The sequence below is a fragment of the Amycolatopsis iheyensis genome, from assembly GCF_024703995.1.
Taxonomy (GTDB): Bacteria; Actinomycetota; Actinomycetes; order Mycobacteriales; family Pseudonocardiaceae; genus Amycolatopsis; species Amycolatopsis iheyensis.
The window spans coordinates 25387-51406 of the sequence record NZ_JAMXQV010000031.1; the positions used below are offsets into that span (position 1 = coordinate 25387).

Here is a 26020-nt window from a genome sequence, read left to right on the forward strand (position 1 = left end):
CGTTCTCGCCCGGTGTCGGACGGCGCGGCCGCGCCGTCCGACACCGCGACTCAGGCGCGGCACTCGTAGAGGGTCTGCGCTCCCATCGGTCCCGCCTGCTGGTCCTGCTGTGCCGCCTGCCCGCCGTAAGCCGCCGGGTCGACCTCGGTGCAGTGCTGCGCGATCCACTGCTGCCGCTGCTGTCCGGCTCCGCCGTTCATGCCGGGCATGCCGCCGCCGCGTCCGCCGGACCCGTTGCCGAGAACGAACTTCAGCTTCCCTTCGGCGGTCCACTGCTGGAGCTGGTCGACCGAGGGCGAGTCGTCGCTGCCCATGAAGCCGCCCATGCCGATGACCGTCTCGTCGGAGCCGATGATGAAGCCCGCGGCCATGGTCGCCGAGCCGTCGACGGCCAGGGTGATCTCCGCGGTTCCCTTGTGCTGCCGGGCGTAGTCGAGGACGCGGCGTTGCTCGTCGGTGAGCTTGCCGTCCATGCCGCCGAAGCCGCCGCCCGCGCGGCCGCGGCCCGGGCCGCCCGGCAGTTCGGGGAAGCCGCCGGTCCCGCCGGGCATCTGCGGCAGGTCTCCGGTGCCGCCCGGGAACTGCGGCATGGCACCGCTGCCGCCGGGGAAGCCGCCCGGGCCGCCCCCGCGCATGCCGCCGAAGCCGCCGCCACTCGGTCCCGCGGCGGGCATCACGCCGAGGTTCTCGCCGGTCGCCGCGGTCGCCGTGGACCACACCGCGGGCACGAGCAGCACCGTCACCAGCCCGAACACCAGCGACACCCGCGAAACCACCAGCCGGCGCGTCTCGACGAGCCGGGCCCCGAGCAGCGCGGCCACGGTGACCACGCCCGCGACGAGGACCGCCCAGCGGGTCCAGCCGTGCCACGACGGCTCGCGGCCTGCGAGCACGAACGCCCACACCGTGGTGAGCGCGACGGCGGCGGGCAGCAGCAGCCACGAGGCCGCCCCGTCGCCGCGGTAGGTGCGCCAGAGCCGCGCGAGCCCGGCGGCTGAGATCGCCGCGATCGCCGGGGCGAGCATGGTCGTGTAGTACGGGTGCCAGATGCCCTGTGCGTAGCTGAAGACGATCCCCGTCACGAGAAGCCAGCCGCCCCATACGAACCAGCCGGCACGCGAAGCCGGGTCGCCCGGTCCCTTCGCCCGCACGCCCTGGACGGCGACGACCACCAGCACGAACAGCGACAGCGGCAGCAGCCACGAGATCTGCCCACCGACCGACTGGCCGAACATCCGGCCGAGACCGGTGTCGCCGCCGAACATGCCACCGCCCATCCCGGCCGGTGGGGACATCCCCTCGGGCAGGTCCATCCCGCCGGGCCGAGGCCCACCGCCGCCACCGCCGGGACCGAAGTTTCCTTCGTCGCCGAAGATCCGGCCGAAGCCGTTGTAGCCGAAGATGAGGTTCCACGCGGTGCCGTCGGTGCTGCCGCCCATGTACGGCTTCGATCCCGGCCACCAGTCGTGCAGCGCCACCCACCAGAACGACGAGGCGAACAGCACCACGCCGGCCCCGAGCAGGTCGAAGATCCGCCGCTTGACGGGCGCGCTCGTCCCCACCAGGTATGCCAGCGCGAACCCGGGGACGACGATCCACGCCTGCATCATCTTGGTGACGAACCCGCAGCCGATGAAGAACGCGCACCACAGCAGCCAGCGGGTCCGCGCACGGCTCGTGTCCGCCTTCACCGAGCGGGTGAACGCGTACGCCGCCGCGATGAGCAGCAGTACGAGCAGCGTGTCCGGGTTGTTGTCGCGGTTGATCGCGACGGTGATCGGGGTGAGCGTGAGGATCAGCGCGGCCAGCAGGGCGACGTTCTCGCCCGCCCAATGCCGGACCGTGCGGTGCAGCAGGAACACCGCCGCGACGCCCTCGATCACCTGCGGCAGCAGCAGGGCCCAGCCGTGGAACCCGAAGACCATGACCGAAAGTGCTTGCGGCCACAGTGACATCGGCGGCTTGTCCACAGTGAACACGCCGTACGGGTCGAACGAGCCGAAGAGGAAGTTCGTGAAGCTGTCCGTCATGGACTTCACGGCGGCCGAGTAGTACGTGTTGCCCAGCTGGCCCGCGCCGATCCGCCACGCGTAGAGCACACCCGCGGCGACGCAGATCCCGGCGAGCGCCCACACCTGCCACCGCGTCCGGCGCGGGGCGGCGACGCGGCCGGCCGATGCCACTTGGTCGGCGGCGACTGTCATTCTTCGTCCTCTCGGTTGTTCTTGCGGAAGACCCAGCTGCGCAGCAGCACGAACCGGCCGGCGGTGCCCAGCACCGACGACGCGAACAGCACGGTCAGCTCCAGCGCGCGCCCCGGGGCCGGGTCGAACCCGTGCAGGGCGAGCAGCGCGGCGGAGGTGAAGGCGTAGTAGAGACCAAAGACCATGAACCCTTGCAGGTGCGCCTTGCGGCGGGGGACGCTCGCACCGGCGAAGGTGAAGCGGCGGTTGGCTTCGGTGTTGAAGAGCGTGGTGACGACGAGCGCGACGAGGTTGGCCACCAGCACCGGCCACCACAGCCGGAACAGTCCGTACAGCACGAGGTTCGCGACCGTCGAGATCACACCGATCGCCGCGAACGACAGGACCTCCCACAGCCGGCCACCGCTCGGCGCGCCCAGCACCGCGTCCGGGTGCGCGGCCCGCGGCGCCGGACGGCGGGGCAGGTCCGGCACCCGCGCGGTGCCGGCCGCCTTCGCGCGGGCGACGCGGACGAGCCCGCGGATGTCGTCGAGGGCGGTCTTGGCGACGTCGACGCGGCTGTCGGTGTCCTCGACCCAGTCGACCGGGACCTCGTGCACACGCAGCCCGTTGTGCTCGGCCAGGAGCAGCAGTTCGGTGTCGAAGAACCAGGCGTCGTCCTCGACGTGGTCCAGCAGCGGCCGGACCACGTCGGTGCGTGCGGCTTTGAACCCGCACTGCGCGTCGGAGAACCGGGCGCCGTGGGTCAGCCGGATCAGGCCGTTGTAGCAGCGGGAGACGAACTCGCGCTTCGGCCCGCGGACCGTGCGCGCGCCCGGGGCGAGCCGCGACCCGATGGCGACGTCGGAGTGGCCGTTGACCAGCGGGGCGACCAGCGGCAGCAGCGCGTCGAGCCCGGTGGAGAGGTCGACGTCCATGTAGACGACGACGTCGGCGGTGCTGGCCCGCCAGGTCTCGCGCAAGGCCAGGCCGCGGCCCTTGCGGTCGAGGTGGCGCACGCGGACGGACTCGTCGTCTCGGGCGAGTGCCTCGGCCACCTCCAGGGTCCGGTCGGTGCTGGCGTTGTCCGCGATCACGATGGTCCAGCCGAAGGGGAACTGGTCACGGAGGAACTCCCGCAGCACCCGCACGCAGCCCGGCAGGGCCCGCTCCTCGTTGTAGACCGGGACGACGATGTCCACCGTGGCTGTCGCAGCACGCTGTTCGGGGGAGGTCCTGAGGCCTCCGGTCGCGCCGACCGACATGCTTCCTCCGTTCTGGGTCTTCCGGCGGTCGAGCACGACGCTGTGTGACCGGTTACGTGGCTCTCACGGTGGGCTACCGGTCGTGAGAATGGCCTGGAATTAACCTGAGAGAATCATGAGAGGTGGATCTTTCACCTCACCCGGTGAGACCGACGGCCGGTACACAGATTCACCGCGTAACCTCGGCCCGGTGCGACTGCTGGTGGTGGACGACGATCCCGACGTGCGGGAAAGCCTTCAGCGCAGCCTCGAATTCGAGGGCTACGACGTCGGCACGGCCACCTGCGGCACGACGGCACTGGCGGCGGTGGCCGGCGAGGCGAAGCCGGACCTGGTGATCCTCGACGTGATGATGCCCGAGGTCGACGGCCTGGAGACGTGCCGCCGGATCCGCGAGGCGGGGGAGCGGTTGCCGGTGCTGATGCTCACCGCGCGCGACGCGCTGGGCGACCGCGTCACCGGCCTCGACTCGGGGGCCGACGACTACCTCGTCAAGCCGTTCGCGCTGGAGGAGCTGCTCGCCCGGGTCCGTGCCCTGCTGAAGCAGAACCGCGGGCGGCGATACGTGCCGCAGGTCCGCCGCTTCGGCGACCTCGAACTCGATCCCGGCACCCGCGAGGTCACCCGTGACGGCCGGCAGGTGGAGCTGACGCCGACCGAGTTCGACCTGCTGACCGTGTTCCTCGACGCGCCGGGCAAGGTGCTGACCAAACACCAGCTCCGGCAGGCGGTGTGGGGCCGGGAACCGAGCCGCACCAACAACCTCGACGTCTACGTCGGGTATCTTCGGCGCAAGACCGAAGCCGGCGGCGCGAGCCGGCTGCTGCACACCGTTCGCGGTGTCGGGTTCGTGCTGCGGGCGCCGTGAGACCCCGGATGCTGGGCAGCCGCGTCGCCCTGATCACCGCGGTCATCGTCGCGCTCGCCATCGCCTCGATCAGCACCGTCACCTACGTGTCCACCCAGCACAACCTGCGCGCGCAGCTGGACGAGACGCTGCTCGGCGGCTGGCCGCCGCCCGGCGCGCAGGACCCGGACGCGCCGAAGCCCGACTGGGCCGACCTGTGCCGGGCGGTGAACCGGGGCCGTCCGCTGCAGCGGTTCCTGGAGGGCGTGCAGCTGCTCAAGGCCGATGGGACGACGTGCTCGCCCGCCGGCGTGGACTCGGTCGTGCTCGAAGACACCGACCGGACCGTGGGCGCGGTGACGTTGCGGGACGGCTACACGCAGTCCGGCACGCCGGTGCGGGTGCTGCTGGGCCCGGTCGGCGACGGGAACGTGCTGGCCATCTCGCGCAGCCTGGCCGAGGTCGAGAACACGCTCAACGGGCTGGCCAACGTCCTGTTCATCGTGTCGATCTTCGGGGCGGCGCTCGCGGCCGCGGCCGGGCTGGTGCTCACCCGCCGGACCCTGGAACCGATGGCGCGGCTGACCGGCGCGGCCGAGGAGATCGCCCGGACGCAGGACCTCGACCTCCCCGTGGAAGTGTCCGGCCGCGACGAAGTCGGCAGGCTGGGGCGGGCGTTCGCGGCGATGACCGGTGCGCTCGCCGAGTCTCGGCGGCGTCAGCAGGCGCTCGTGGCGGACGCGGCCCACGAGCTGCGGACGCCGTTGACCAGTCTCCGGACCAACGTCGACCTGCTCGCCCGCAGCGAGCACACCGGCCGCCTGCTGGCCGACGGGCAGCGCGCCCGGACGCTGGACCGGTTGCAGGTGCAGGCGGAGGAGCTCAGCGACCTCGTCACCGAGCTGGTCGTGCTCGCCCGCGACGAGCGCGAGCGCGAGCACACCGAGGTTGACGTGGCCGCCGTCGTCGAGCAGGCGGTCCGACGGGCGTCGAGCCGGGCCCGCGACCACACGTTCGAGGTCGAGAACGCCGAGTGGGTGGTGCACGGCGACGCGGGCGCGCTGGAGCGCATGGTGCTCAACCTGCTCGACAACGCGATCAAGTTCTCGCCCGCGGAATCAGTGGTCACGGTCCGCTCCACGCCCGGCCGGATTTCCGTCGCCGACGAGGGCCCCGGCGTCGCGCCGGCCGATCGGAGGTCGGCGTTCGAACGGTTCTGGCGCGCGCCCGAGGCGCGATCCCTGCCGGGATCGGGCCTGGGACTGGCCATCGTCGTGGACACCCTGGCCGCCCACGGGGGAACTGTCCGGTTCGAGGACCCGCCGTCGGGCCGGGGCGCGCTGGTTGTAGCCGAGCTGCCGCCCAGGTAGTCGCCGCAGGTCGGTATGCCGGGCCCGCATCACGGCATCGGCGCCGGGGTCTTCATCGGTGAAGCCAGGACGACGGCGTGACGCGCAGGGCAATCCGGCGGCCACGGCATTCACGCAACGGATGATGGCGATCCCGTATGCGGAGCTCGAGCGCATCCTGGAGGTGATCGCGGGGGCCGGCGGCGAGGTGACCACCGACCCCGTCGGCGCGGCGGGATTGACGGCGGCCGTGAGTGCCGCTGCTGCTCGATCGGCTCGGTCAGTGTCCATTTGGCGCTCCTGGTCCCGACGAAGGCGGCCTGCGGTGTGCCAGACTGCGGTCCTGTGTTCGTTTCGCGACTTGACAAATCCTCAGCCGCTCAGGAATTTCAGCCCTGAGCACGCCTATGCCTACCGCTGGGGACTCTCCGTGCCTCCGTCCGTGGGACAGTGGGCGGTCGTCGAGGGGGCTGACGGCCCCACGACCGTGATCGTAGGCGCCGTCGGCGCGAATGCGTACGTCAACGAATTCGGCGTGGACTCTCTCGAGGTGATCGTTCGCCTCGTTCCTGCGGCGGATGTCGCAAAGGCGCGGGCCGTTGTCGAAAGGAAGCGTTCTGGCGATCTTGCGGCCGAGGCCACATGGCTTGCTCACTGCCGATGGATTGCCGGGATGGACCCTGAGCGGCCGTCCCGTCCGCTGCCGGCCGCCTTCGATGTTCCTCTGTTGCCGACGGACAAGGCTGACTGCGCGAGCGCCGATCGTACCCAGCAGTCGAGGTCGAGCGCCTGAAAGACATCGCTCGCGCGTGGTTTCGGATTCGCGACGCGGGCGCCGAGAACGAACGGCTCTCGGCGGTCAAGAACGTCGCGAGCAGGGTCGACCTCGATCGAAAGATTCGCGAGCTGACGGAAGGCGAGAACTTCGGTGACCGGCTGGGGAACTTCCTCGGCGAGCCGATGGGGGACTGGCTTCGCTACGTCGAAGAACTGGCGAAGGGCGGCGAAGTCGAATCAGGGCAAGCGGCTTGCCCACCGGAACGTCGCGGGCCGGGTGCTTTGCAGCCGAAACTCGGCGAACGTCTTGTGAAGGCCAGAGAACTGGCGAAGAAGCAATCCGGATCTGGACGGTAGCCCGGTTTCTCGCGCATCGGCACCCAGTACGTGACCCTGGTCGTCGATGTCGGCTCGACTCAAGAATCTCCTTGGGATGCGGTTACTGGTCTCCAACCTCAGGACCTCGTCGTCGACCTGGTTCCTGCACTTCCTCGACGTTGGCGATCGCGACGCCGGGGGGCACCAGGTCGAGCCCACCGAGCCACCGCGCCAATGAGCGGCGGGAGCGGGCGACCAGCGGTCTCGGCGGCGAGGGTCGGCGGCGCGATCCCGGTCACAACGATCATCGTCGCGTTGGCTTGCATGATCGCGCGAGGGCGGCCACCCGGTCGAGGGCCGGCCTCAGTACGGATTTCCGGAACCCCGCCCGGTGGCGCTTCCTCGTCCCGGAGTCAGGGGTGCCGTTCAGGCACGCCTGTTTCGAGCGTCGCGAGGTCGCGCACCGCGTAGCGGTGGTGCTCGGCTTCCTCCTTCAGCACTACCTTGAGGCAGCGTCGGACGATGTATTGCTGGTCGGGGTACGGGTCTGCCGGCTTGCGACCGCAGACCCGGTCGAGTTCGGCCGCGGTGAGTCCGTCGACGGCGCGCCGCATCGTGGCCATGCGGGCGAGGCGCGGTGCGAGCACCTCCGCGAGCGTCGGGGTGGCGTCGAGGGTGAGGCCGAGCTTTGCCGCTTGCTCGGGCGGCATCCCGCCGTGGGGGTAGCCCAGCGGGTGGTAGGGCGCGTCCTCTTCGAGCACCGCGTTGCCGAGCCAGGCGTCGGAGGCGAGCAGCAGGTGCCGTTGCGTCTCGACGAATGACCACTCGCCGTCGACCTGCTCGTGCAGTGTGGCCTCGGGCAGCTGCTTCGCCCGCTCGAGCGTCGCGGTCCACAGGGTCTCGATGGCCGCCCAGGCGGCCTGGTAGTCCTCGATGGACGTCGCGTCCCGCGCCAGTGCCCGCGTGGGGTGGCGGCGGTCGAGTTCGGCCTCGACGTAGGCGGTCACGTCGACGTCGTTGACGACGACGCGTTCGAAGTCACCGCCGAGGTAGACGTTGCTGCCGTAGCAGTCGACGATCTTCAGGCCGTTCACGTCGCAGTCGCGGATCTCGAGACCTGCCAGGTTGCACAGGTGGATGCGGGCACCGCGGAACTGGTCGCTGTGGGCGTAGTCGGAAGCCATCGACGCAGCCTCGCCCATCCGGCTCGCCCGCGCCGCAGTTTCGTGCCAACGCGTCGGAAAATTGTCGTCTGAGAGATCGTGTGCGGAGGTGTCTGGGCTGGGATGCGCTGCTGTATGGGTCGGCGGGTGCGGGCGGCGGGCGAGCCAATCCGAGGACACGAAGTCTGTCGCCCGCGGACTTCGAGGTTCGCGGGATCACCGACGGGTTGGTCCGCCTGTCGGACCGCTCGATCGCGGAGTCGTCGTCGAGAGGTGTGGGCGGACCTGCGCGCCAGAACGGCCGAGCGGCCGTCACTCGCCTGACGGCCGGCTCGTCCGTGCGGCGGCCGCTGCTCAGCTCACCTCGGTCAGCTTGCCGGTGGCGACGTCGAAGACGAAGCCGCGCACGGAGTCCTTCTTCGGGATGAACGGGCTGTTCTTGATCCGCGCGATCGACTGGCGGACGTCTTCGTCGAGGTCGCCGAAGGCTTCGGCGGCCCAGGCGGGCTTGACGCCGACGTCTTCCTGGATGGACTGCTTGAAGTCGTCGTCGGTGAAGGTGAGCATGCCGCAGTCGGTGTGGTGGATGAGGATGATCTCTTCGGTGCCGAGCAGGCGCTGGCTGATGGCCAGGGAGCGGATTTCGTCTTCGGTGACGACGCCGCCGGCGTTGCGGATCACGTGGGCTTCGCCTTCGTTGAGGCCGAGGACGCCGTAGACGTTGATGCGGGCGTCCATGCAGGCGAGGACGGCGACGTGCTTGGCGGGCGGCAGCGGCAGTGGCCCGGTGAAGGTCGCGGCGTACTCGGCGTTGTTCGTCAGCAACTCGTCGGTGACTGACATGAGCGATCCTTTCTCAGCTGAATGGGATGCGCCGAGTGGATCGCTGCATGCACCTATGCGCAATTCTGCCCATGTACTGGACGGTTGCCGGCCCGATCGGGCGGCCGTGGCAATCCGTTCGCCCCACGGCCTCGGGAGGTCGCCGGTGTGTGCGAACTCCAGGCGCTTGGCGACGGAGACGGCCTGGTCGGCGAAGCGTTCGTAGAACCGTGGTCAGGGCGGCGACCCGCTGGTCGTGCTGCCAGTCGGTACCGGCGAGGGCCGTGAGCAGGTCGACGGCCTCGTCGGCGCGGCGGAGTTCGCTGAACCCGTCGCGGCCGGCGCGGACTTGGCCGCATTCGGCGATTTCGCCGTCGAGTCGGCCCATCTGCGCGAAGGTGGGCATGAGATCGGCCGGAACGGCGGGGCGTGGGGTGGGAGATGCACGACGACTTTGCCGAGTCGTCGGTGTCCTCGTAGTTCGCGTTGTTCTCCACCATCCTCAACGGAGCGGTGCGGGCGCGGATGATCCCGGCGAACCCGTGCAACGGGGTCCGGTGTCGATGGGCGAGTTCGGCACCGAGCGGCGCGGGATCGAGATCCGGACGCCGCTGAAGGAAGTGGCGGGGAAGGTCTACAAGGGAGGCCGCCAGCGACCACCGACGCGGCGCGGCAACACCCGGTCCGAGAAGGGTGGGACGAAAACCCCTGCGGGGAGTCGGTTCGTTGCCTTGCCGCCGGGTGTCGCGGTGCTCTACGAGGAGCTGATGGGCAGCCATCGGGAGCCGTTTGGGCTGTGCACGCCGGAGGGACATCCGTGGCGGCGGTCGAACTTCCGGATCCGGTTCTGGCGGCCAGCGTGGGACGGCGACGAGTCCGGGGCGGGGGAGCGGCGGCCACCGATCCTGCCGACGTTCACGTTCCACGAGGGGCGGCACACGCACGCGACGTGGCTGACCGAGGACGGGATCCCGGAGGTCGCGCGACGCGCGCGGCTGGGGCAGAAGATGGAAGGGATCGCGCGGGTCTACGACCATGTGATGGTGAATCAGATCCTGGACGTCCTGCAGGAGCGTTGGCCGCGGTCGCCGGCGGCGCTGTATCCCCTGGGAGCGGGCCGAGCTGGTGCGCACTTGCGGTCCAGGCGGGCCGTCCCGGTACCGGGTGCCGTCGCCATCTGACGACTGAAGCCCTGCCCCTCCGGGGAGGGACAGGGCTTCTGACCTGCAGGTTCAGGTGGTGCGCGATACTGGGATTGAACCAGTGACCTCTTCCGTGTCAGGGAAGCGCTCTCCCGCTGAGCTAATCGCGCGAGGTGGAGACGGGATTCGAACCCGTGTACACGGCTTTGCAGGCCGTTGCCTCGCCTCTCGGCCACTCCACCGCAAGGCTCGAGAGCCTATCGAGCGGATGACGGGATTCGAACCCGCGACCCTCACCTTGGCAAGGTGATGCGCTACCAGCTGCGCTACATCCGCATTCCGCAGCTCCAGGGGCCTGAACCCTCGTCGCCGTGGTGTGAGAAAACCATATCGGACCCCGCAACCGGCTTTGACACCGGGGTGTCACTCCGCCGTTGCAAGCTCGTCATCAGGCCAAATCGTGGGGGATGAGGTGGGTGAGGGCGTCGTCGACGTCGACCCACAGGTGCTCGTTGCCCGGGAGCACCACGTCGTACGTCCGGTCGAGGAAGTCCGCCAGCTCCTGGGCCGACGCCTCGAACATGGCGTGCCCGGACGGCGAGTTCAGCTCGATCAGCACCGACTCGGGATCCTCCACCGACGGGCGGATGCGGACGTCCCCGTCACCCGCGTCGGCCAGGAGGCCGTCCGCGAGGAGGTCGCGTGCGTACACCCATTCGACCCAGCCGGCGCGGCCGGTGCGGAAGGCGGCGACGACCGCATACGGGTCGCGTGTGTCGTAGCGCAGTTCCACCTTGACCGGAACCGCGGGCGTCCGCGGCGCCAGCAGGTCGAAGACCGCCGTCGAGCGGAGCGTCACGTGATCGTTGCGCATCGTCCTACCCTTCGTCTCCCTTCCCGGCCCGGCCCGGCCGAGGGCGTCACCACTGGGACGCGTCAGGAGGCCGAATCCGTCACGAGTGCGCCGCATATCACCCGTCCGGGCTCATCGGCCCCCTCCACGCCCGTGATCACCCCACGACGCGCGATGGACCGCCGCGCCCCGTGAGGGCCCACTCGTCCATACTGCGCGGTTTAGCCGCCGGGCGATAGCACCGTCGCACGGATGTCGAACGTCGTGTCGGGCGGCCCCCGGCCGGCACAACCCCGGCTAGCTCGGGGTTGTTCGTTCCGTACTCGCCGGTAAGCGGAGTGTGGTCGGTCGAGACCACCCGTTTGCAGGCGTCCTGAAGTCGTACGCTAAAGTTTCTTCAACACCGCGAGCGGGCGATTAGCTCAGCGGGAGAGCGCTTCGTTCACACCGAAGAGGTCACTGGTTCGATCCCAGTATCGCCCACCAGCACCGCGACGCCGAAGGCCTCGGATCTCTCGATCCGGGGCCTTTGTTGTGCGTGCCGCGCCCAGGTCGGCGCCGGATTCCGCGACGCGCGTCCAAGCGGAGTGAACGATCCGTTCGGATCATGCGTATGTGCTGGCAGGAGCAGTTCGCGCCCGTGCCGCCGAGGCTCGCTGGATCTGCTTCCGGGGCCTGCCGTCGCGGCGGTCTTCTGTGGAACGAACCGCTCGGGAGGCTTCGATGTGATCCTCGGCACGCGGCAGCCGGGGACGTGCGACGAAAACCGGCACGCGTGACGATTTCGCGATGTATGTCACTGCGTGATCACCGGCGGCCGCCGCGCCGGCCGCCGCGGCGCGCGGTGGTCCACTGTGGACCGCCGGCGCGGCCCAGTGTCCACAGTAGATTCCCGGCCGCGTTCGGCCGTTCGGAACAGCGTGGTCCACCCGAGTGCGGGTAACGCCCTTTTGGCTACATACCGTAGTTTTTCCGGGGATACGCACTATTACCCATCGTCATCATCTTGTTATGTTGCGGCCATTTTCTGGCGGGGAAGTCGCACAGCATGTGGCTGGAAATCCTTGTAACGATGCTGAGAGAGTCGCCGATACCTTGCCGTGTGAACCGTCCGTGGGTGCTGCTCGAGTGATCGAGTCGCGATGACTCTCCGAAATCACATTCGGTGACGCTGCGTGTCCGCGGTCCCAACCCCGATCCCTGTTCCCGGGAGGTCAGATGGAAGAGTCGGTGCGGCCTTCGTACACGGTGAGCCAGCCACCGCCGCACATCGACCTTCAGGCCATCCCGCGTCCCGCCAAGCGGGACGAGCAGCCGGGCGGCGAGGTGGGCGGCACCCCGTCCCCCAAGGCGTTGCCCGCGGCCTGGGAGGCGAGATACAGAGCCTGGGTCATCGGCAGCGACGTGTTCGTCACGCTGCTGGTGATCGCGATCAGCGCGTTCGTCATCGACCGCGTGGCCCCGCACGACATGCACGCCTTCGGCACGATCCTCGCGGTCTTCGTCTCCCTGCCGGTCAGCCGGGCGTGGAGCCCGCGCGTGCTCGGCGAAGGCGCGGAGGAGTACCGCACGCTCGGCCGCGGCTTCATCACCGCGGCCGTCCTGGTCGCACTGGGCGGCCTGCTGTTCGGCGCGCTCGAGGTCCAGGTCTGGGTGTTCGTGGTCGTGCCGGCCATCGCGCTCGTGGCGTTCCCGCAGCGGTACCTGCTGCGCCAGGTGCTGCACCGCAAGCGCGCCAAGGGACTCTGCCTGCTGCCGGTGATGGCGGCCGGCAGCCCGGAGACCGTCGCCGACCTCATCGCGCGCACCAAGTCCGAGGTCCACGTCGGCTGGCGCGTCGAGGCGGCCTGCACCTTCACCGGGCACGGCGCCGACCGCGACAGCGGCGAGATCGACGGCGTCCCGGTCGTCGGGCGGCTCGAAGAACTGTCCCGGTACGTGCGCCGCGGCGGCTACCGCGTCGTCGCGATCACCGCCGACCAGTACTGGACGCCGAAGCGGCTGCAGCGGCTGGCCTGGGACATGGAGGGCACCGGCGCGGAGATGGTCGTGGCGCCCGTGCTGATGGAGGTCGCCGGGCCCCGGCTGAACGTGACCGGCGTGCTCGGGATGCCGCTGCTGCGGGTCACCGCGCCGATGTTCACCGGCGGCCGCCGCGTGGTGAAGGAGATCGTGGACCGCGCCGGCTCCGCCTTCCTCCTGACCCTGCTTTCCCCGCTGCTGCTGGTGATCGCGCTGGCGATCAAGCTCAACGACCGCGGCCCGGTGATCTACCGCCAGCGCCGCGTCGGCCGCGACGGGGCGACGTTCACCATGCTCAAGTTCCGCACGATGGTCACGAACGCCGACGAAATCCGGAAAACGCTCGAGCAGGACAACGAAGGCGCGGGCCCGCTGTTCAAGATGAAGCGCGACCCGCGGATCACCCGCGTGGGTGGTTTCCTGCGCCGGTATTCGCTCGACGAAGTGCCGCAGCTGTTCAACGTCGTGTCCGGGAAGATGTCGCTCGTCGGCCCGCGGCCGCCGCTGCCGGAGGAGACGGCCCAGTACGCGCCGGACGCCCGCCGCCGGCTGCTGGTGAAGCCGGGCCTCACCGGGCTGTGGCAGGTGAGCGGCCGCAGCGACCTGACGTGGGCGGAGAGCATCCGGCTCGACCTGCGGTACGTGGAGGACTGGTCGCTGGCGCTGGACCTGGTGATCCTCTGGAAGACCTTCCGCGCGGTGATGGGTGGCCAGGGCGCCTACTGAGCCGCCCGACCGCGCGCTTCGCACCACGGCCGCCGACCCCGCTGGAGGGGGTCGGCGGCCGTGTCATTCGCGGAGGGGGACTGCCTCGAACGGCTGAGGGTTGTTCGCTCGCCGTAGCGCAATGCCTGCCGGCTGTGATCCACGCAACTGGTTGAACGCGAAATAGTCAAACGCTCAACCTGGTTGCACGGGGTACCCGACCAACGGAAGGAACCCCGCCCCATGACCACCTTTGCCGAGCAGACCGAGGCCCTCCAGCTCCCCGCGGACGTCCAGAACCTCCTCTTCCGCGAGGCGCGCACGGCCAACAGTTTCAGCTCCGAGCCGGTGACCGAGGAGCAGGTCCGCGCGATCTACGACCTCGTCAAGTGGGCCCCGACGTCGATGAACACGCAGCCGCTGCGGGCGCTGGTGCTCCGGACCGCCGAGGCGAAGGCCCGCCTGCTGCCCCACATGGCCCCGGGCAACCGGGACAAGACCGAGGCCGCGCCGCTGACCGTCGTGCTGGCCGCGGACGTCGACTTCCACGAGAACATCCCGCAGGTCTTCCCGCACGCCCCGCAGGTGAAGGACAACTTCTCCGACGAGCAGGGCCGCGTCGAGTTCAGCAAGCTCAACTCGCTCCTGCAGGTCGGCTACTTCATCATCGGCGTTCGCGCGGCCGGGCTCGCCGCGGGCCCGATGACCGGCTTCGACGCCGCCGGCGTGGACGAGGAGTTCTTCGCGGACAAGAAGTGGCGCTCGCTGGTCGTCGTGAACGTCGGCAAGCCCGGCGAGAACCCGTGGTTCGACCGCCTGCCGCGGCTGGACTTCGACCAGGTCGTCGAAACGCTCTGACCCGATCGGGGCGGGCCGTCTCCGGAACCGGGGGCGGCCCGTTCGGCGTTCCCGGACGCGCGGTCAGGCGCGCTCGGGCCGCCGACTAGCATCGACCACGTCGTCTTTGTCACTCCAGTTCGAGGAGCCGATCGTGTCGCAGCCGCCCCCCGTTTCCCCCGTGGCCGCCTCCCGCGTGGTGGTACCGGCGGGCACTACGGCGGGCGCCGCGGTCCGCGAGGCCGGCCTGCCGACCAAGGGCCCGGACACCGTCGTCGTCGTGCGCGACGCCGAGGGCAAGCTGCGCGACCTCGCCTGGGCGCCGGAAGCCGACGCCGAAGTCGAGCCGGTCGCCGCGAACACCGAAGACGGGCGCAGCGTCATCCGCCATTCGGCGGCCCATGTGCTCGCCCAGGCCGTGCAGCAGCAGTTCCCGGACGCCAAGCTCGGTATCGGTCCGCCGGTGAAAGACGGCTTCTACTACGACTTCGCCGTCGACACCCCGTTCACCCCGGAGGACCTGCAGGCGCTCGAAAAGCGCATGAAGCAGATCGTGAAGGGCGCCCAGCAGTTCTCCCGGCGCGTTTTCGACTCGGTCGACGAGGCCAAGAAGGAGCTCGCCGACGAGCCGTTCAAGCTCGAGCTCGTCGACCTCAAGTCCGAAGTGGACACCGCCGAGGTGATGGAGGTGGGCGAGGGCGAACTCACGATCTACGACAATCTCGACCCGCGCACCAAGGAACGTGTCTGGAGTGACCTCTGCCGCGGCCCGCACGTGCCGACCACGAAGTTCATCCCGGCGTTCAAGCTGACCCGGGTCGCCGCCGCGTACTGGCGGGGGAGTGAGAAGAACCCGCAGCTGCAGCGCATCTACGGCACCGCGTGGGAGTCGGCCGAGGCGCAGGACGCCCACCTCGAGCGCATCGCCGAGGCCGAGCGCCGCGACCACCGCAAGCTCGGCGCCGAGCTCGACCTGTTCTCCTTCCCCGAGGAGATCGGCTCCGGCCTGCCGGTGTTCCACCCCAAGGGCGGCATCATCCGCCGCGAGCTGGAGAACTACTCGCGCCGCCGCCACGAAGAGGCCGGCTACGAGTTCGTGAACACCCCGCACATCAGCAAGGGCGAGCTGTTCCACACCTCCGGCCACCTGCCCTACTACGCGGACACGATGTTCCCGCCGGTGCAGTTCGACGAGGAGAACTACTACCTCAAGGCCATGAACTGCCCGATGCACAACCTGATCTTCCGCTCGCGCGGGCGGTCCTACCGCGAGCTGCCGCTGCGGCTGTTCGAGTTCGGCACCGTCTACCGCTACGAGAAGTCGGGCGTGGTGCACGGCCTCACCCGCGTGCGCGGGCTGACGATGGACGACTCGCACATCTACTGCACCAAGGAGCAGATGCCGGGCGAGCTGCGGTCGCTGCTCAAGTTCGTCCTCGACCTGCTCGCCGACTACGGCCTCTCCGACTTCTACCTCGAGCTGTCCACCCGCGGGGACTCCGACAAGTTCATCGGCGAGGACTGGGAGTGGGAGGAGGCCACCGAGACGCTGCGGCAGGCCGCCGTCGACTCCGGCCTCGAGCTGGTCCCGGACCCGGGTGGCGCGGCCTTCTACGGCCCCAAGATCTCGGTCCAGGCCAAGGACGCCATCGGCCGCACCTGGCAGATGTCGACCATCCAGCTGGACTTCAACCAGAACAAGCGGTTCGAGCTCGAGTACACCGCGCCGGACGGTTCGCGTCAGCGGCCGGTGATGATCCACCGCGCGCTGTTCGGCTCGATCGAGCGGTTCTTCGGCGTGCTGACCGAGCACTACGCGGGCGCGTTCCCGGCGTGGCTCTCGCCGGTGCAGGTGGTCGGCATCCCGATCACCGCCGACCAGGTCGAGTACCTGCAGGACGTCGAGAAGGCGTTGCGCGCCAAGGGCATCCGCGCCGAGGTCGACGCGAGCGACGACCGGATGCAGAAGAAGATCCGCACGCACACCACGCAGAAGGTGCCCTTCATGCTGCTGGCCGGCGCGAAGGACGTCGAGGCGGGCGCGGTGTCGTTCCGCTTCCGCGACGGCGGCCAGATCAACGGCGTGCCGGTGGCCGACGCCGTCGAGGCGATCGCCGGCTGGATCGAGCGCCGCGAGAACGCCTCGCCGTCGACCGACGCGCTGGAGACGGTCGTTCGGTGAGTGAGGAGCCCGAGCTCGTCGAGCAGCAGGGGGTCGGGGTCCAGGACGCGTTCCAGCGCCTCTGGACCCCACACCGGATGGCCTACATCAAGGGCCAGGACAAGCCGGCCGACGACGAGGACACCGGCTGCCCGTTCTGCCGCATCCCGTCCCTGGACGACAAGACGGGCCTGATCGTCGCGCGCGGCGAGTCCGTGTTCGCGGTGCTGAACCTGTACCCGTACAACCCGGGGCACCTGATGGTGGTGCCGTACCGGCACGTCGCGGACTACACCGAGCTGACGGTCGAGGAGACGCGCGAGGTCGCCGAGTTCACCCAGCACGCGATGAAGGTGATCCGCGCGGTGTCGGGCGCGCACGGGTTCAACATCGGCCTGAACCAGGGCGTGATCGCGGGCGCGGGCATCGCGGCGCACCTGCACCAGCACCTGGTGCCCCGCTGGGGCGGCGACGCGAACTTCATGCCGGTCATCGGCCAGACGAAGGTGCTCCCGCAATTGCTGGGCGAAACGCGGGACCTGCTCGCCGACGCCTGGTGAAAAGCACGCCCGCGATAACCGGCAAACCGTAATTGAGTGTTCAACCGCGGGTATGATGGGGCTATGTCCGAAACCCGATGGCTCAGCGACGACGAGCAGCGCGTCTGGCGTGAGTTCAACGCGGCCACCCGCATGCTCAGCGCGCACCTCGAGGGACAGCTGCAGCACGACTCGGGCATGCCGCACACGTACTACGAAGTCCTCGTCGCGCTTTCCGAGGCCGAGGGCCGCCGGCTGCGGATGAGCGAGCTGGCCGACGCCCGGCAGGCGTCGCGAAGCCGGCTCTCGCACGCGGTCGCGCGGCTGGAGGCCAACGGCTGGGTCCGCCGCGAAGCGTGCCCGACCGACAAGCGCGGCGCCTGGGCCGTCCTGACGAAGGAAGGCTTCGCGGCGCTCGAGGCGGCCGCGCCCGGGCACGTCGAGGCCGTCCGCGAAAGCCTCTTCGACCCGCTCACGCCCGAGCAGGTCACCGCGCTCGGGGAGATCAGCGCCGCGATCCGGCAGCGCCTCTCGCCGAAGTGCGCCGCCGCGCAGGCCGCCGAAGAGGCGCGGGAACACGAGGGCGAGCTCTCGAAATCGGGCTGAGCCGGGGCGGCGCGTCGGGTTCGCCGGGGTGGGTGGATAGGCTGCATTCGCCCACCCGACCCTCGTAGCCAGGTGCCTCAGACGAACCGATGCTCAATATCTTCGCGCGTGCCTCCGTTTCCCGCGTCACCGATCCGATCGGCCAGGCGCTGGTCCGCGTCGGGCTGACCCCGAACGTGATGACCGTGCTCGGCACCGCCGGCGCCGTCGTCTGCGCTCTCGTCTTCTTCCCGAACGGCTACCTGCTCTGGGGCACCTTCACGGTGTGGGGCTTCGCCATGCTCGACCTCCTCGACGGCGCCATGGCCCGCGCCCGCGGCTACGGCACCCCCTTCGGCGCGGTGCTCGACGCGACCTGCGACCGGCTGGTCGACGGTGCCCTGTTCGCCGCCATCGCCTGGTGGTGCTTCGTCGTCGACGACAACCACCCGGCGGCCGCGGCGGCGCTGCTGTGCCTGGTGCTCGCCCAGGTCATCTCCTACGTCAAGGCCCGCGCCGACGCCTCGGGCCTGCCGGTCGACGGCGGGCTCGTCGAGCGCGCCGAGCGGCTGATCATCGCCCTGGTCGGCACCGGTCTGCACGGCTTCGGCATCCCGTACACCGTCGACGTGACGCTCTGGCTGCTCGCCGTGCTCTCGGTCATCACCCTGCTGCAGCGCTTCGCCGCCGTGGCGAAGGCGGCCCGCGAGGCCGCCGCGGGGGAGCAGGCGGCATGACGAGGCTGTCCGAGCGGTTGAGCGCCTTCGGCTACGCGGCCGGCTGGCGGCTGGCGGGCTGGCTGCCGGCCGGCTTCGGCGGCACGGTGTTCTCGCTCGGCGCCGACCTCGCCGTCAAGCGCGACGGCGGTGGCGTGCGGCAGTTGCGCGCCAACCTCGCCCGGGTCGTCCCCCAGGCGGACGAGGTCGAGATGGACGAGCTGACCCGGCGCGCGATGCGGTCGTACGCCCGCTACTGGCACGAGACGTTCCGGCTGCCGTCGATGGACCACAAGCAGGTCAGCGGCAAGGTCGCCGCCTCGATCACCGGGGTGGAGAACCTCGACGCGGCGCTCGCCGAGGGCAACGGCGCGGTGATGGCGCTGCCGCACAGCGGGAACTGGGACGTCGCCGGCGTCTGGCTGGCCGACTACCTCGGCGGGTTCACCACCGTCGCCGAGCGCCTGAAGCCCGAGTCCCTCTACCGCCGGTTCGTCGAGTACCGCGAGTCGCTCGGCTTCGAGATCGTGCCGCTGACCGGCGACAGCTCGGCGATGCGCGTGCTGCTCAAGCGGCTGCGCGAGAACAAGGCCGTCTGCCTGGTCGGCGACCGCGACCTGACCACCAGCGGCATCCCGGTGAAGTTCTTCGGCGAGAAGGCCCGCTTCCCGGGCGGCCCGGCGCGGCTGGCCGCCACCACCGGCGCGGCACTGATCCCGGCCGGCTGCTGGTTCACCGAGGACGGCTGGCAGATCCGGCTGCACCCGCGCATCCGCGTCACCGCGCGCGCCGAGGTCCCGGCCGCCACCCAGGCGCTGGCCGACATCTTCGCCGGCGACATCGCCGCGCACCCGGCCGACTGGCACATGGTGCAGAAGTTCTGGCCGGCCGACCTCGAGGCCGCCGATCAGGCGAGCCTCGAAGAAGCGAGCTGAGGGTGGCCACGCGGCCGATGCGGGTCGGCATCGTCTGCCCCTACTCCTTCGACGTGCCCGGCGGGGTGCAGGGGCACGTGATCGACCTGACGAAGGCGCTGCTCGCCCGCGGGCACCAGGTGTCGGTGCTCGCGCCCGCCGACGAAGACGCCGACCTGCCGGAGTTCGTGCACCCGGCGGGCAAGGCGCTCGGCATCCCGTACAACGGCTCGGTCGCGCGGCTGCAGTTCGGCCCGGTGTCCTACGCCCGGGTCCGGCGCTGGATCCGCGACGGCGACTTCGACGTCCTGCACCTGCACGAACCGGCCGCGCCCAGCCTTTCGCTGCTGGCGTTGCTGATCGCCGACGGCCCGATCGTGGCGACCTTCCACACTGCGACCACCCGCTCGCGCACGCTGTCGGCGTTCCAGCCGGTGCTGCGTCCGCTGCTGGAGAAGATCACGGCGCGGATCGCGGTGTCGGCGCTGGCCCGCCGGGTCCAGGTCGAGCACGCGGGCGGCGACGCCGTCGAGATCCCCAACGGCGTCGACGTCGAGTTCTTCTCGTCGGCCACGCCGCTGCCGGGTTATCCGCGGGCGGGCGGCACGGTCGGGTTCATCGGCCGCTACGGCGAGCCGCGCAAGGGCATGGGTGTCCTCCTGGAGGCGCTGCGGCGGATCCTGCCGGAGTTCGAGGACCTGCGGCTGGTGGTGGTCGGCCGCGGCGACTCCGAGCAGCTGCTGCGGGACGCGGGCCCGGAGCTGGCGCCGCACCTGGTGCTGCTCGGCCAGGCCGACGACGTCGTCAAGGCGCAGGCCCTGCGCAGCGTCGACGTCTACTGCGCGCCCAACACCGGCGGCGAGAGCTTCGGGATGATCCTGACCGAGGCGATGGCGGCGGGCACGCCGGTGCTGGCCAGCGGCCTCGACTCGTTCCGCCGCGTGCTCGACGACGGCCACGCCGGGATGCTCGTCGAAACCGGCGACCCCGCGGCGCTCGCGGACGGGCTGCGTGAGCTGCTCGGTGATCCGGCGCGCCGCGCGTCGCTGGCCGCGGCGGCGGGGGAGCGCGTCACGATGTTCGACTGGTCGGTGGTGGCCACGCAGGTGCTGCGGGTCTACGAGACGGCCGTGGCCGCCGACCCGCGGCGCGTCGCGGCGCCGGAGCGGGAGCTCGCCCGGTGAGCGTGCTCGGCTGGCTGCTGCCGCTGCTCGCCCTCGTCGTCGTGCTGGGCGGGCTGTTCCTGGTCGCGACGGCGAACCGGCTCGACCGGCTGCACGTCCGGATGGACGCCGGCTGGGCCGCCCTCGACGCGGCGCTGGCCCGGCGCGCGGTCGTCGCGCGGGCGGTCGCGGTGGTGCGGCACGACACCGGCCTGCGCACGCTGGCCGAGGAGGCCGAAGCGGCACCGCGGGGCGATCGTGAGGGCGCGGAGAACGAGCTGACGCTGCGGTTGAGCCGCGTCGACCGGGCGGGCCTGCCGGCCGAGCTGGCCGAAGAGCTGACCGACGCCGAGCACCGGGTGGTGATCGCCCGGCGCGTCCACAACGACGCCGTGCGCGACACGCTGCGGCTGCGGCGGCGGCGGAAGGTCCGGTACTTCAAGCTGGCGGGCACGGCCCCGCTGCCGGAGTACTTCGAGTTCGCCGAACCGGAGGTCTGAGATGTGGTGGGTGGTCGTCGAGGAGCAGCGCGGCGGCGGCGACGGGCGCCACTGGAACGTCACGAAGACGAAGCCGGCGGGCGGCGACCGGGAGCACGCCGACGAGGTGGCGCGGCGGCTCGCGTTCGAGCACGAGCCGGTGCACCCGGCGGCGGTCAAGGAGCGGAAGGTGCTGCGGGTCGGCGACGGCTACCTCGTGATCGCGACCGGCCGGACCGCGACGTTCCACTTCCGCGTCACGCTGGGTGAGACCGTGGCGGAGCCGGCGTGAGCTGGTGGGTGGTCGTCGAGGAGCAGCGCGGCGCGGGTGACGGCCGGGGCTGGTCGCTGTCGGAGACCTTCTCCTACGACGACCAGGCGACGGCCGAAGCCGAGGCCGACCGGCTCTCGCGGGAGTACCAGCCCGTCTACCCGTGGTCGCCGAAGTCGCGGAAGGTCCTGCGGGGCCCCGGCGGGTACCTGGTGATCGTCGAGGGCCGGACGTCGACGTTCCACTTCCGGCTGAGCGTGCTCGAAGAAGCCTGAAACCAGCTCGTGCCCGGCCGCGTCGGACCGGCATGAGTGCGTGGTGGGTGGTCATCGAAGAGCAGGGCGGCATGGGCGACACCCGGGGCTGGGGCGTCGCGGACGCGACGGCGTACCCGGACCGCCAGAGCGCGGAGGACGACGCCCGGCTGCTGGCCAAGCAGCACCGGCCACCGCGGCCGTCGTCGCCGCAGAGCCGGCTCGTGCTGCGCGTGACCGACGGGTATCTGGTGCTCGTCAAGGGGAAGCTGGACCTGTGGCAGTTCCGCGTGACGGTGGGCGAACAGGCCTGACAAACTGGGTGCCATGAGTGAGACCTGCGACGTCGCCCACGGCAAGGCGCCGGCCGACCCGGACGTGCGGACCCTGGTGGCGGTGTTCGCGTCGCCGGTCGCGCGGCACCTGCTGACCTTCGCCCGGGAGCTGGGCTACCACGTCGCGCTGTACGAGCCCGACCCCGCGCGGGCGACGGACGGGCCCGAGGGCGTCGAGGCGGACACGACGATGCCGGAGCTCGACGCCTCGGCCGACGTCGTGGTCACCGACCACCACCGGCCGGAGCTGGGCGAGGTGCTGAAGGTGGCGCTGGCGGGGGAGCCGCGGTGGGTCGGGGTGCTCGGCAACCCGCGCCACGCCGGCCCGCACGTCGCCGCGCTGCGCGGCCTCGGCGTCGGCGAGGACGACATCGCCCGCGTGCACCGCCCGGTCGGGCTGAACATCGGCTCGCGCACCCCGCCGGAGATCGCGATCGCGACCCTCGCGGGCCTGCTGGCGGACCGCAACAACCGCCCGGGCGGCTTCGACTTCGGCCTGTGACCCGGGCGGGTTCCCGGATCTCGCGTGACTGAAGCCGGATCTCGCGTGATCGGAGCCGTACCGCGCCGGATCACGCGAGTCACGGCCTCAGTCACGCGAGATCCGGCTCCGATCACGCGAGTTGCGGCTAGTGGACCGCCATCCCTTCCGGCATCGGCTCGAACCGGGCGTGGCGGCGGGTGAACGTCGCCGTGCCCGAGGTCATCGAGCGCAGGTCGATCAGGTAACGCAGCAGCTCCGTCGCCGGGACCTCCGCCTTGATCACCGTGCGGCCGCCGTCGCCGGCCTCCGTGCCCAGCACCCGGCCGCGGCGGGACGACAGGTCGCCCAGCACCGTGCCGAGGTGCTCGTCCGGCAGCCGGATCGCCACCTCCTCCAGCGGCTCGAGCATCGTGATGTGCCCGCTCGCCGCGGCCTCCCGCAGCGCCAGCGCACCCGCGGTCTGGAACGCCGCGTCCGACGAGTCGACGCTGTGGGCCTTCCCGTCGACCAGCGTCACCTTGACGTCGACCACCGGGTGCCCGTCGGCCAGTCCCTTCTGCAGCTGGGCCCGCACCCCCTTCTCCACGCTCGGGATGAACTGGTGCGGCACCGACCCGCCGACGACCTTGTCGACGAACTGGAACCCGCCGCCCCGCGGCAGCGGCTCGACCTCGATGTCGCAGACGGCGAACTGGCCGTGCCCGCCGGACTGCTTGACGTGCCGCCCGTGGCCCTTGGCCGGCTTGCTGAACGTCGAGCGCAGGCTGATCTTCACCGGCTCGGTGTCGACGTCCGCGCCACCCGCCCGCAGCCGCGACAGCACGACGTCGGCGTGGGCCTCGCCCATGCACCACAGCACCAGCTGGCTGGTCTCGGCGTTGCGGTCCAGCCGCAGCGTCGGGTCGCCGGCGACGAGGCGGGAGAGGTTGCGCGCCAACGTGTCCTCGTCGCTGCGGGTCTTCGCGACCACCGCCACCGGCAGCAGCGGCTCCGGCATCGCCCACGGCTCCATCAGCAACGGCTCCTCCGGCGAGGAGACGGTGTCGCCGGTCTCGGCCGAGCCGACCTTCGTCAGCGCGCAGAGGTCACCCGCGACGCAGTAGGGCACTTCGCGGAGGTTCGCGCCGAGCGGGGAGTAGAGGTGCGCGACGCGCTCGTCGGCGTCGTGGTCCTCGTGCCCGCGCTCGGCCAGCCCGTGCCCGGACACGTGCACCGGACGCTCCGGCCGCAGCGTCCCGGAGAACACCCGGACGAGGGACACCCGGCCGACGTAGGAGTCGACGGCCGTCCGGACGACCTCCGCGGCGAGGGGGCCCGCGGGGTCGGCGGAGATGGCGGCGTGCGGCCCGCCGTCGGGCGTGGTCACGTCGGGCAGCTTGTGCTCCAGCGGCGAGGGGAATGCCCGGACGATCCCGTCGAGCACCTCGGCCAGGCCGATCCCGCTGGTCGCGCAGACCGGGATGACCGGGTGGAACGAGCCGCGCGCGACGGCCGTCTCGAGATCGGAGATCAGCGTGTCCTCGGCGATCTCCTCCCCGGCGAGGTAGCGGTCCATCAGGGACTCGTCCTCGCTCTCGGCGATGATCCCTTCGATGAGCTCGTTGCGGGCCTCGGCCATCCGCTCGAGATCGGCCGGGTCGGGCTCGCCGATCTTCGGCGGGTGCCCGCCGGAGTAGTCGAAGTACCGCTGGGTGATCAGCCCGACCAGGCCGTCGCCGGCGGGCAGGTACAGCGGCAGCACGCCGGCGCCGAACGCGCTCTGGCAGGCGGCGATCTCGGCCATCGCGTCGGCCCGGTGGTGGTCGAGCCGGGAGACGACGACCGCGCGCGGCATGCCGACCGCCGCGCACTCCTCCCACACCGCGACTGTCGCCGCGTCGACGCCTTCGGCCGCGCAGACGACGAACAGCGCCGCGTCGGCCGCGCGCAGCCCGGCCCGCAGCTCACCGACGAAGTCGGCGTACCCCGGCGTGTCGATCAGGTTGATCTTGTGGCCGGAGTGCAGCACCGGCGCGACCGACAGGCCGACCGAACGCTGCTGGCGGACCGCCGCGGGGTCGTGGTCGCACACCGTCGTGCCGTCGACGACCGAGCCCGCGCGCGGCACCGTGCCGGACGCGGCGAGCAGGGCCTCGGTGAGGGTCGTCTTCCCGGAGCCGGACGGGCCGACGAGCACGACGTTGCGGACCTTCGCGGGGTCGTCCACAGCGACGGCGGCCCCGGTGTCGGCGTTCCTGGCTTGTTTGTCTGCCATGACGACTCCTCGGCGAACGGCTGGTGTACGGGATGTGTCCTCGATCACACACCCGCTACCCTGGTCACGGCAAGGCAGGGCTCCCGGGACCAGCCGAATGCCCGGGGGCGCACGGGGCGGGGGGAGTGTCATGGACAGGCGGACGTTCTTGCGGGTTTCCGGAGCGGTCCCGGTGGCGGGCTTGGCCGGGTGGCCGCCACCGGACGACTGGGAGCGGTTGCGCCGGCGGCTGAGCGGGCCGTTGTTCCGGCCGGGCGACGCGGGTTACCCGGAAGCCAAGCAGGGCTTTTTCACGATGTACGACGACCGGATGCCGGCGGCCGTGGTCGGCGCCGCCCGCGTCGAAGACGTCCAGGAGGCCGTCGGCTTCGCGGCGCGGCACGGCCTGCCGATCGCGGCGCGCAGCGGCGGGCACAGCTATCCCGGCTACTCCACTGTGGACGGCGGGATCGTGGTGGAGCTCAGCCGGTTCTCGGGGATCGAGGTCCGTTCCGGCGGCCAGGCGGTGCTCGGCGCCGGTGCCCAGCTGGGCCCGATCGCGACCACGCTCGCCGCGGCCGGGCGGGTGCTGCCGGCGGGCAGCTGCGGCACGGTCGGCATCGCCGGGCTGGCCCTCGGCGGCGGTGTCGGCGTCATCGACCGCAAGTACGGGCTGACGTGCGACCACCTGGTGGCGGCGCGCGTCGTCACGGCGGACGGCCGGGTGCGCACGGTCTCGGCCACGGCGGAGCCGGACCTGTTCTGGGCCCTGCGCGGCGGGGGCGGCGGGAACTTCGGGATCGTCACCGGGTTCACCTTCCGCACGGTGCCGATCGCCGACGTGGCGAGCTTCCAGCTGTACTTCCCGCCGGCCGCCGGGGCCGACCTGCTCGCCGCCTGGCAGGAGTGGCAGCCGACCGGCCCGGACGAGCTGTGGTCGGGGATGGGCCTCGCGGCGAACGAGGCGTCGCTCGGCGGCACGTTCCTCGGGCCCGAATCGCGGCTGAAGGAGCTGCTCGACGACCTGGTCCGCCGGGTCGGCACCCCGCCGATCGAGCAGCGGCAGCGGGTGTCGGACCACCTGAGCGCGATGCGGACGTTCGACGACCACGACTCCCGGCCGTCGGCCGCGGCGGGCCGGGGGACCTACATCGGGACGTCGCGGATGCTGACCCGGCGGCTCGACGACCCGGGCGCGGTCGTCGAGGTGCTCACCCGCGACCCGCTGGTCCGCACGATCGTCGACTCGGCGGGCGGCGCGATCGCGCGCGTCGGCGCCCGCGAGACGGCGTTCCCGTACCGGTCGGCGCTGGCGAGCCTCCAGTTCCTGCACGGCGCGGAGCCGGAGAGCGGCGGCGAAGCCGGGGCGCGGCGTTCGCTGGCCGCCGTGCGTGACGGGCTCGGGCCGGAGTTCGGCGCGACCGGGTACGTCAACTACCTCGACCCGGAGATGCCGGACTGGGCGCGGGCGTACTACGGGGTGAACCTGCCGCGGTTGCGCGCTGTCGCCCGAAAGTATGACCCGCGAGGGATTTTCGCTTTCCCGCAAGGACTTTCCACGCCCCGCTCGACTGTCCACATCGGAGCAACCTAGACTGCCCCG

General features: G+C 71.1%; 24 protein-coding genes and 4 tRNA genes. 19 read left to right on the forward strand and 9 right to left on the reverse strand.

Going from position 1 to position 26020, the window contains the following annotated elements:
- Positions 1 to 50: 50 nt before the first annotated feature.
- The gene (locus M8542_RS41040) at positions 51 to 2204 is read right to left on the reverse strand and encodes an ArnT family glycosyltransferase (protein WP_257925789.1); all 2154 of its coding nucleotides are present in this window, start codon (positions 2202 to 2204) and stop codon (positions 51 to 53) included.
- Positions 2201 to 3448 (reverse strand): bifunctional glycosyltransferase family 2/GtrA family protein, encoded by a 1248-nt coding sequence (locus M8542_RS41045; protein ID WP_257925790.1) that lies wholly within the window; start codon positions 3446 to 3448, stop codon positions 2201 to 2203. Before M8542_RS41045 ends, M8542_RS41040 begins: the two co-directional genes overlap by 4 nt.
- Before the next feature lie 190 nt (positions 3449 to 3638).
- On the opposite strand from M8542_RS41045, the gene M8542_RS41050 reads away from it, so the two are divergent.
- Genes M8542_RS41050 through M8542_RS41060 form a run of 3 tightly spaced genes read left to right on the forward strand, consistent with a single transcriptional unit; the run spans position 3639 to position 6437 of the window.
- Complete coding sequence (locus M8542_RS41050; protein WP_257925791.1) at positions 3639 to 4316, forward strand: response regulator transcription factor; 678 nt, start codon at positions 3639 to 3641, stop codon at positions 4314 to 4316.
- Positions 4317 to 4324: 8 nt separating this feature from the next.
- A complete protein-coding gene (locus M8542_RS41055; RefSeq protein ID WP_257925792.1) occupies positions 4325 to 5665 on the forward strand; it encodes a sensor histidine kinase in 1341 nt (446 codons plus the stop codon).
- Positions 5666 to 5723: 58 nt separating this feature from the next.
- Positions 5724 to 6437, forward strand: a complete 714-nt coding sequence (locus tag M8542_RS41060) for a hypothetical protein (RefSeq protein ID WP_257925793.1) — start codon at positions 5724 to 5726, stop codon at positions 6435 to 6437.
- Between the two features lie 715 nt (positions 6438 to 7152).
- Here the strand turns inward: M8542_RS41060 and M8542_RS41065 are convergent.
- Both M8542_RS41065 and M8542_RS41070 read right to left on the reverse strand, forming a co-directional pair.
- On the reverse strand, positions 7153 to 7923 hold the full coding sequence (locus M8542_RS41065) for a DinB family protein (protein ID WP_257925794.1): 771 nt from the start codon (positions 7921 to 7923) through the stop codon (positions 7153 to 7155).
- 333 nt (positions 7924 to 8256) lie between these two features.
- Entirely contained in the window at positions 8257 to 8745 is a 489-nt protein-coding gene (locus tag M8542_RS41070) for a beta-class carbonic anhydrase (protein ID WP_257925795.1), read from the reverse strand.
- Positions 8746 to 9287: 542 nt separating this feature from the next.
- Here M8542_RS41070 and M8542_RS41075 point away from each other — a divergent pair.
- The gene (locus tag M8542_RS41075; protein ID WP_257925796.1) at positions 9288 to 9905 is read left to right on the forward strand and encodes a site-specific integrase; all 618 of its coding nucleotides are present in this window, start codon (positions 9288 to 9290) and stop codon (positions 9903 to 9905) included.
- 56 nt (positions 9906 to 9961) lie between these two features.
- On the opposite strand, the gene M8542_RS41080 is transcribed toward M8542_RS41075, so the two are convergent.
- The 4 genes from M8542_RS41080 to M8542_RS41095 form a co-directional block, all read right to left on the reverse strand.
- Positions 9962 to 10036: transfer RNA gene (locus tag M8542_RS41080), tRNA-Val, on the reverse strand.
- A 1-nt stretch (position 10037) separates the two neighbouring features.
- Positions 10038 to 10108, reverse strand: a tRNA-Cys gene (locus M8542_RS41085).
- Positions 10109 to 10129: 21 nt separating this feature from the next.
- Positions 10130 to 10202 (reverse strand) — tRNA-Gly (locus M8542_RS41090).
- Between the two features lie 112 nt (positions 10203 to 10314).
- Positions 10315 to 10740 carry an SsgA family sporulation/cell division regulator gene (locus tag M8542_RS41095; protein WP_033293569.1) on the reverse strand — a complete coding sequence of 142 codons (426 nt, stop codon included), beginning with the start codon at positions 10738 to 10740 and terminating at the stop codon, positions 10315 to 10317.
- A 390-nt stretch (positions 10741 to 11130) separates the two neighbouring features.
- Between M8542_RS41095 and M8542_RS41100 the strand changes: the two genes are divergently transcribed.
- From M8542_RS41100 to M8542_RS41165, 14 genes are all read left to right on the forward strand, one after another.
- Positions 11131 to 11205 (forward strand) — tRNA-Val (locus tag M8542_RS41100).
- Positions 11206 to 11937: 732 nt separating this feature from the next.
- Positions 11938 to 13467, forward strand: a complete 1530-nt coding sequence (locus M8542_RS41105; RefSeq protein WP_257925797.1) for a sugar transferase — start codon at positions 11938 to 11940, stop codon at positions 13465 to 13467.
- Between the two features lie 222 nt (positions 13468 to 13689).
- Positions 13690 to 14304 (forward strand): malonic semialdehyde reductase, encoded by a 615-nt coding sequence (locus M8542_RS41110; protein WP_257925798.1) that lies wholly within the window; start codon positions 13690 to 13692, stop codon positions 14302 to 14304.
- A gap of 133 nt (positions 14305 to 14437) precedes the next feature.
- Positions 14438 to 16465, forward strand: a complete 2028-nt coding sequence (gene thrS / locus M8542_RS41115; RefSeq protein ID WP_257925799.1) for a threonine--tRNA ligase — start codon at positions 14438 to 14440, stop codon at positions 16463 to 16465.
- On the forward strand, positions 16462 to 17004 hold the full coding sequence (locus M8542_RS41120; protein ID WP_257925800.1) for an HIT family protein: 543 nt from the start codon (positions 16462 to 16464) through the stop codon (positions 17002 to 17004). The genes thrS and M8542_RS41120 overlap by 4 nt, the downstream gene beginning before the upstream one ends.
- A gap of 63 nt (positions 17005 to 17067) precedes the next feature.
- Positions 17068 to 17589 carry a MarR family winged helix-turn-helix transcriptional regulator gene (locus tag M8542_RS41125; protein ID WP_257925801.1) on the forward strand — a complete coding sequence of 174 codons (522 nt, stop codon included), beginning with the start codon at positions 17068 to 17070 and terminating at the stop codon, positions 17587 to 17589.
- A gap of 89 nt (positions 17590 to 17678) precedes the next feature.
- Entirely contained in the window at positions 17679 to 18305 is a 627-nt protein-coding gene (gene pgsA, locus M8542_RS41130; RefSeq protein ID WP_257925802.1) for a phosphatidylinositol phosphate synthase, read from the forward strand.
- Entirely contained in the window at positions 18302 to 19219 is a 918-nt protein-coding gene (locus M8542_RS41135; protein WP_257925803.1) for a phosphatidylinositol mannoside acyltransferase, read from the forward strand. Before pgsA ends, M8542_RS41135 begins: the two co-directional genes overlap by 4 nt.
- 17 nt (positions 19220 to 19236) lie before the next feature.
- Entirely contained in the window at positions 19237 to 20382 is a 1146-nt protein-coding gene (locus M8542_RS41140; RefSeq protein ID WP_257925886.1) for a glycosyltransferase family 4 protein, read from the forward strand.
- On the forward strand, positions 20379 to 20861 hold the full coding sequence (locus M8542_RS41145) for an NUDIX hydrolase (protein WP_257925804.1): 483 nt from the start codon (positions 20379 to 20381) through the stop codon (positions 20859 to 20861). The genes M8542_RS41140 and M8542_RS41145 overlap by 4 nt, the downstream gene beginning before the upstream one ends.
- A gap of 1 nt (position 20862) precedes the next feature.
- Complete coding sequence (locus tag M8542_RS41150) at positions 20863 to 21132, forward strand: hypothetical protein (protein WP_257925805.1); 270 nt, start codon at positions 20863 to 20865, stop codon at positions 21130 to 21132.
- Positions 21129 to 21386 carry a hypothetical protein gene (locus M8542_RS41155; RefSeq protein WP_257925806.1) on the forward strand — a complete coding sequence of 86 codons (258 nt, stop codon included), beginning with the start codon at positions 21129 to 21131 and terminating at the stop codon, positions 21384 to 21386. The genes M8542_RS41150 and M8542_RS41155 overlap by 4 nt, the downstream gene beginning before the upstream one ends.
- Positions 21387 to 21418: 32 nt before the next feature.
- Complete coding sequence (locus tag M8542_RS41160) at positions 21419 to 21679, forward strand: hypothetical protein (RefSeq protein WP_257925807.1); 261 nt, start codon at positions 21419 to 21421, stop codon at positions 21677 to 21679.
- A gap of 13 nt (positions 21680 to 21692) precedes the next feature.
- A complete protein-coding gene (locus M8542_RS41165; RefSeq protein WP_257925808.1) occupies positions 21693 to 22202 on the forward strand; it encodes an XdhC family protein in 510 nt (169 codons plus the stop codon).
- 127 nt (positions 22203 to 22329) lie between these two features.
- On the opposite strand, the gene M8542_RS41170 is transcribed toward M8542_RS41165, so the two are convergent.
- Positions 22330 to 24438: an elongation factor G-like protein EF-G2 gene (locus tag M8542_RS41170; RefSeq protein WP_257925809.1), complete on the reverse strand. Its 2109-nt coding sequence runs from the start codon at positions 24436 to 24438 to the stop codon at positions 22330 to 22332.
- Between the two features lie 130 nt (positions 24439 to 24568).
- Between M8542_RS41170 and M8542_RS41175 the strand changes: the two genes are divergently transcribed.
- Positions 24569 to 26011, forward strand: a complete 1443-nt coding sequence (locus M8542_RS41175) for an FAD-binding oxidoreductase (protein ID WP_257925810.1) — start codon at positions 24569 to 24571, stop codon at positions 26009 to 26011.
- Positions 26012 to 26020: the final 9 nt, after the last annotated feature.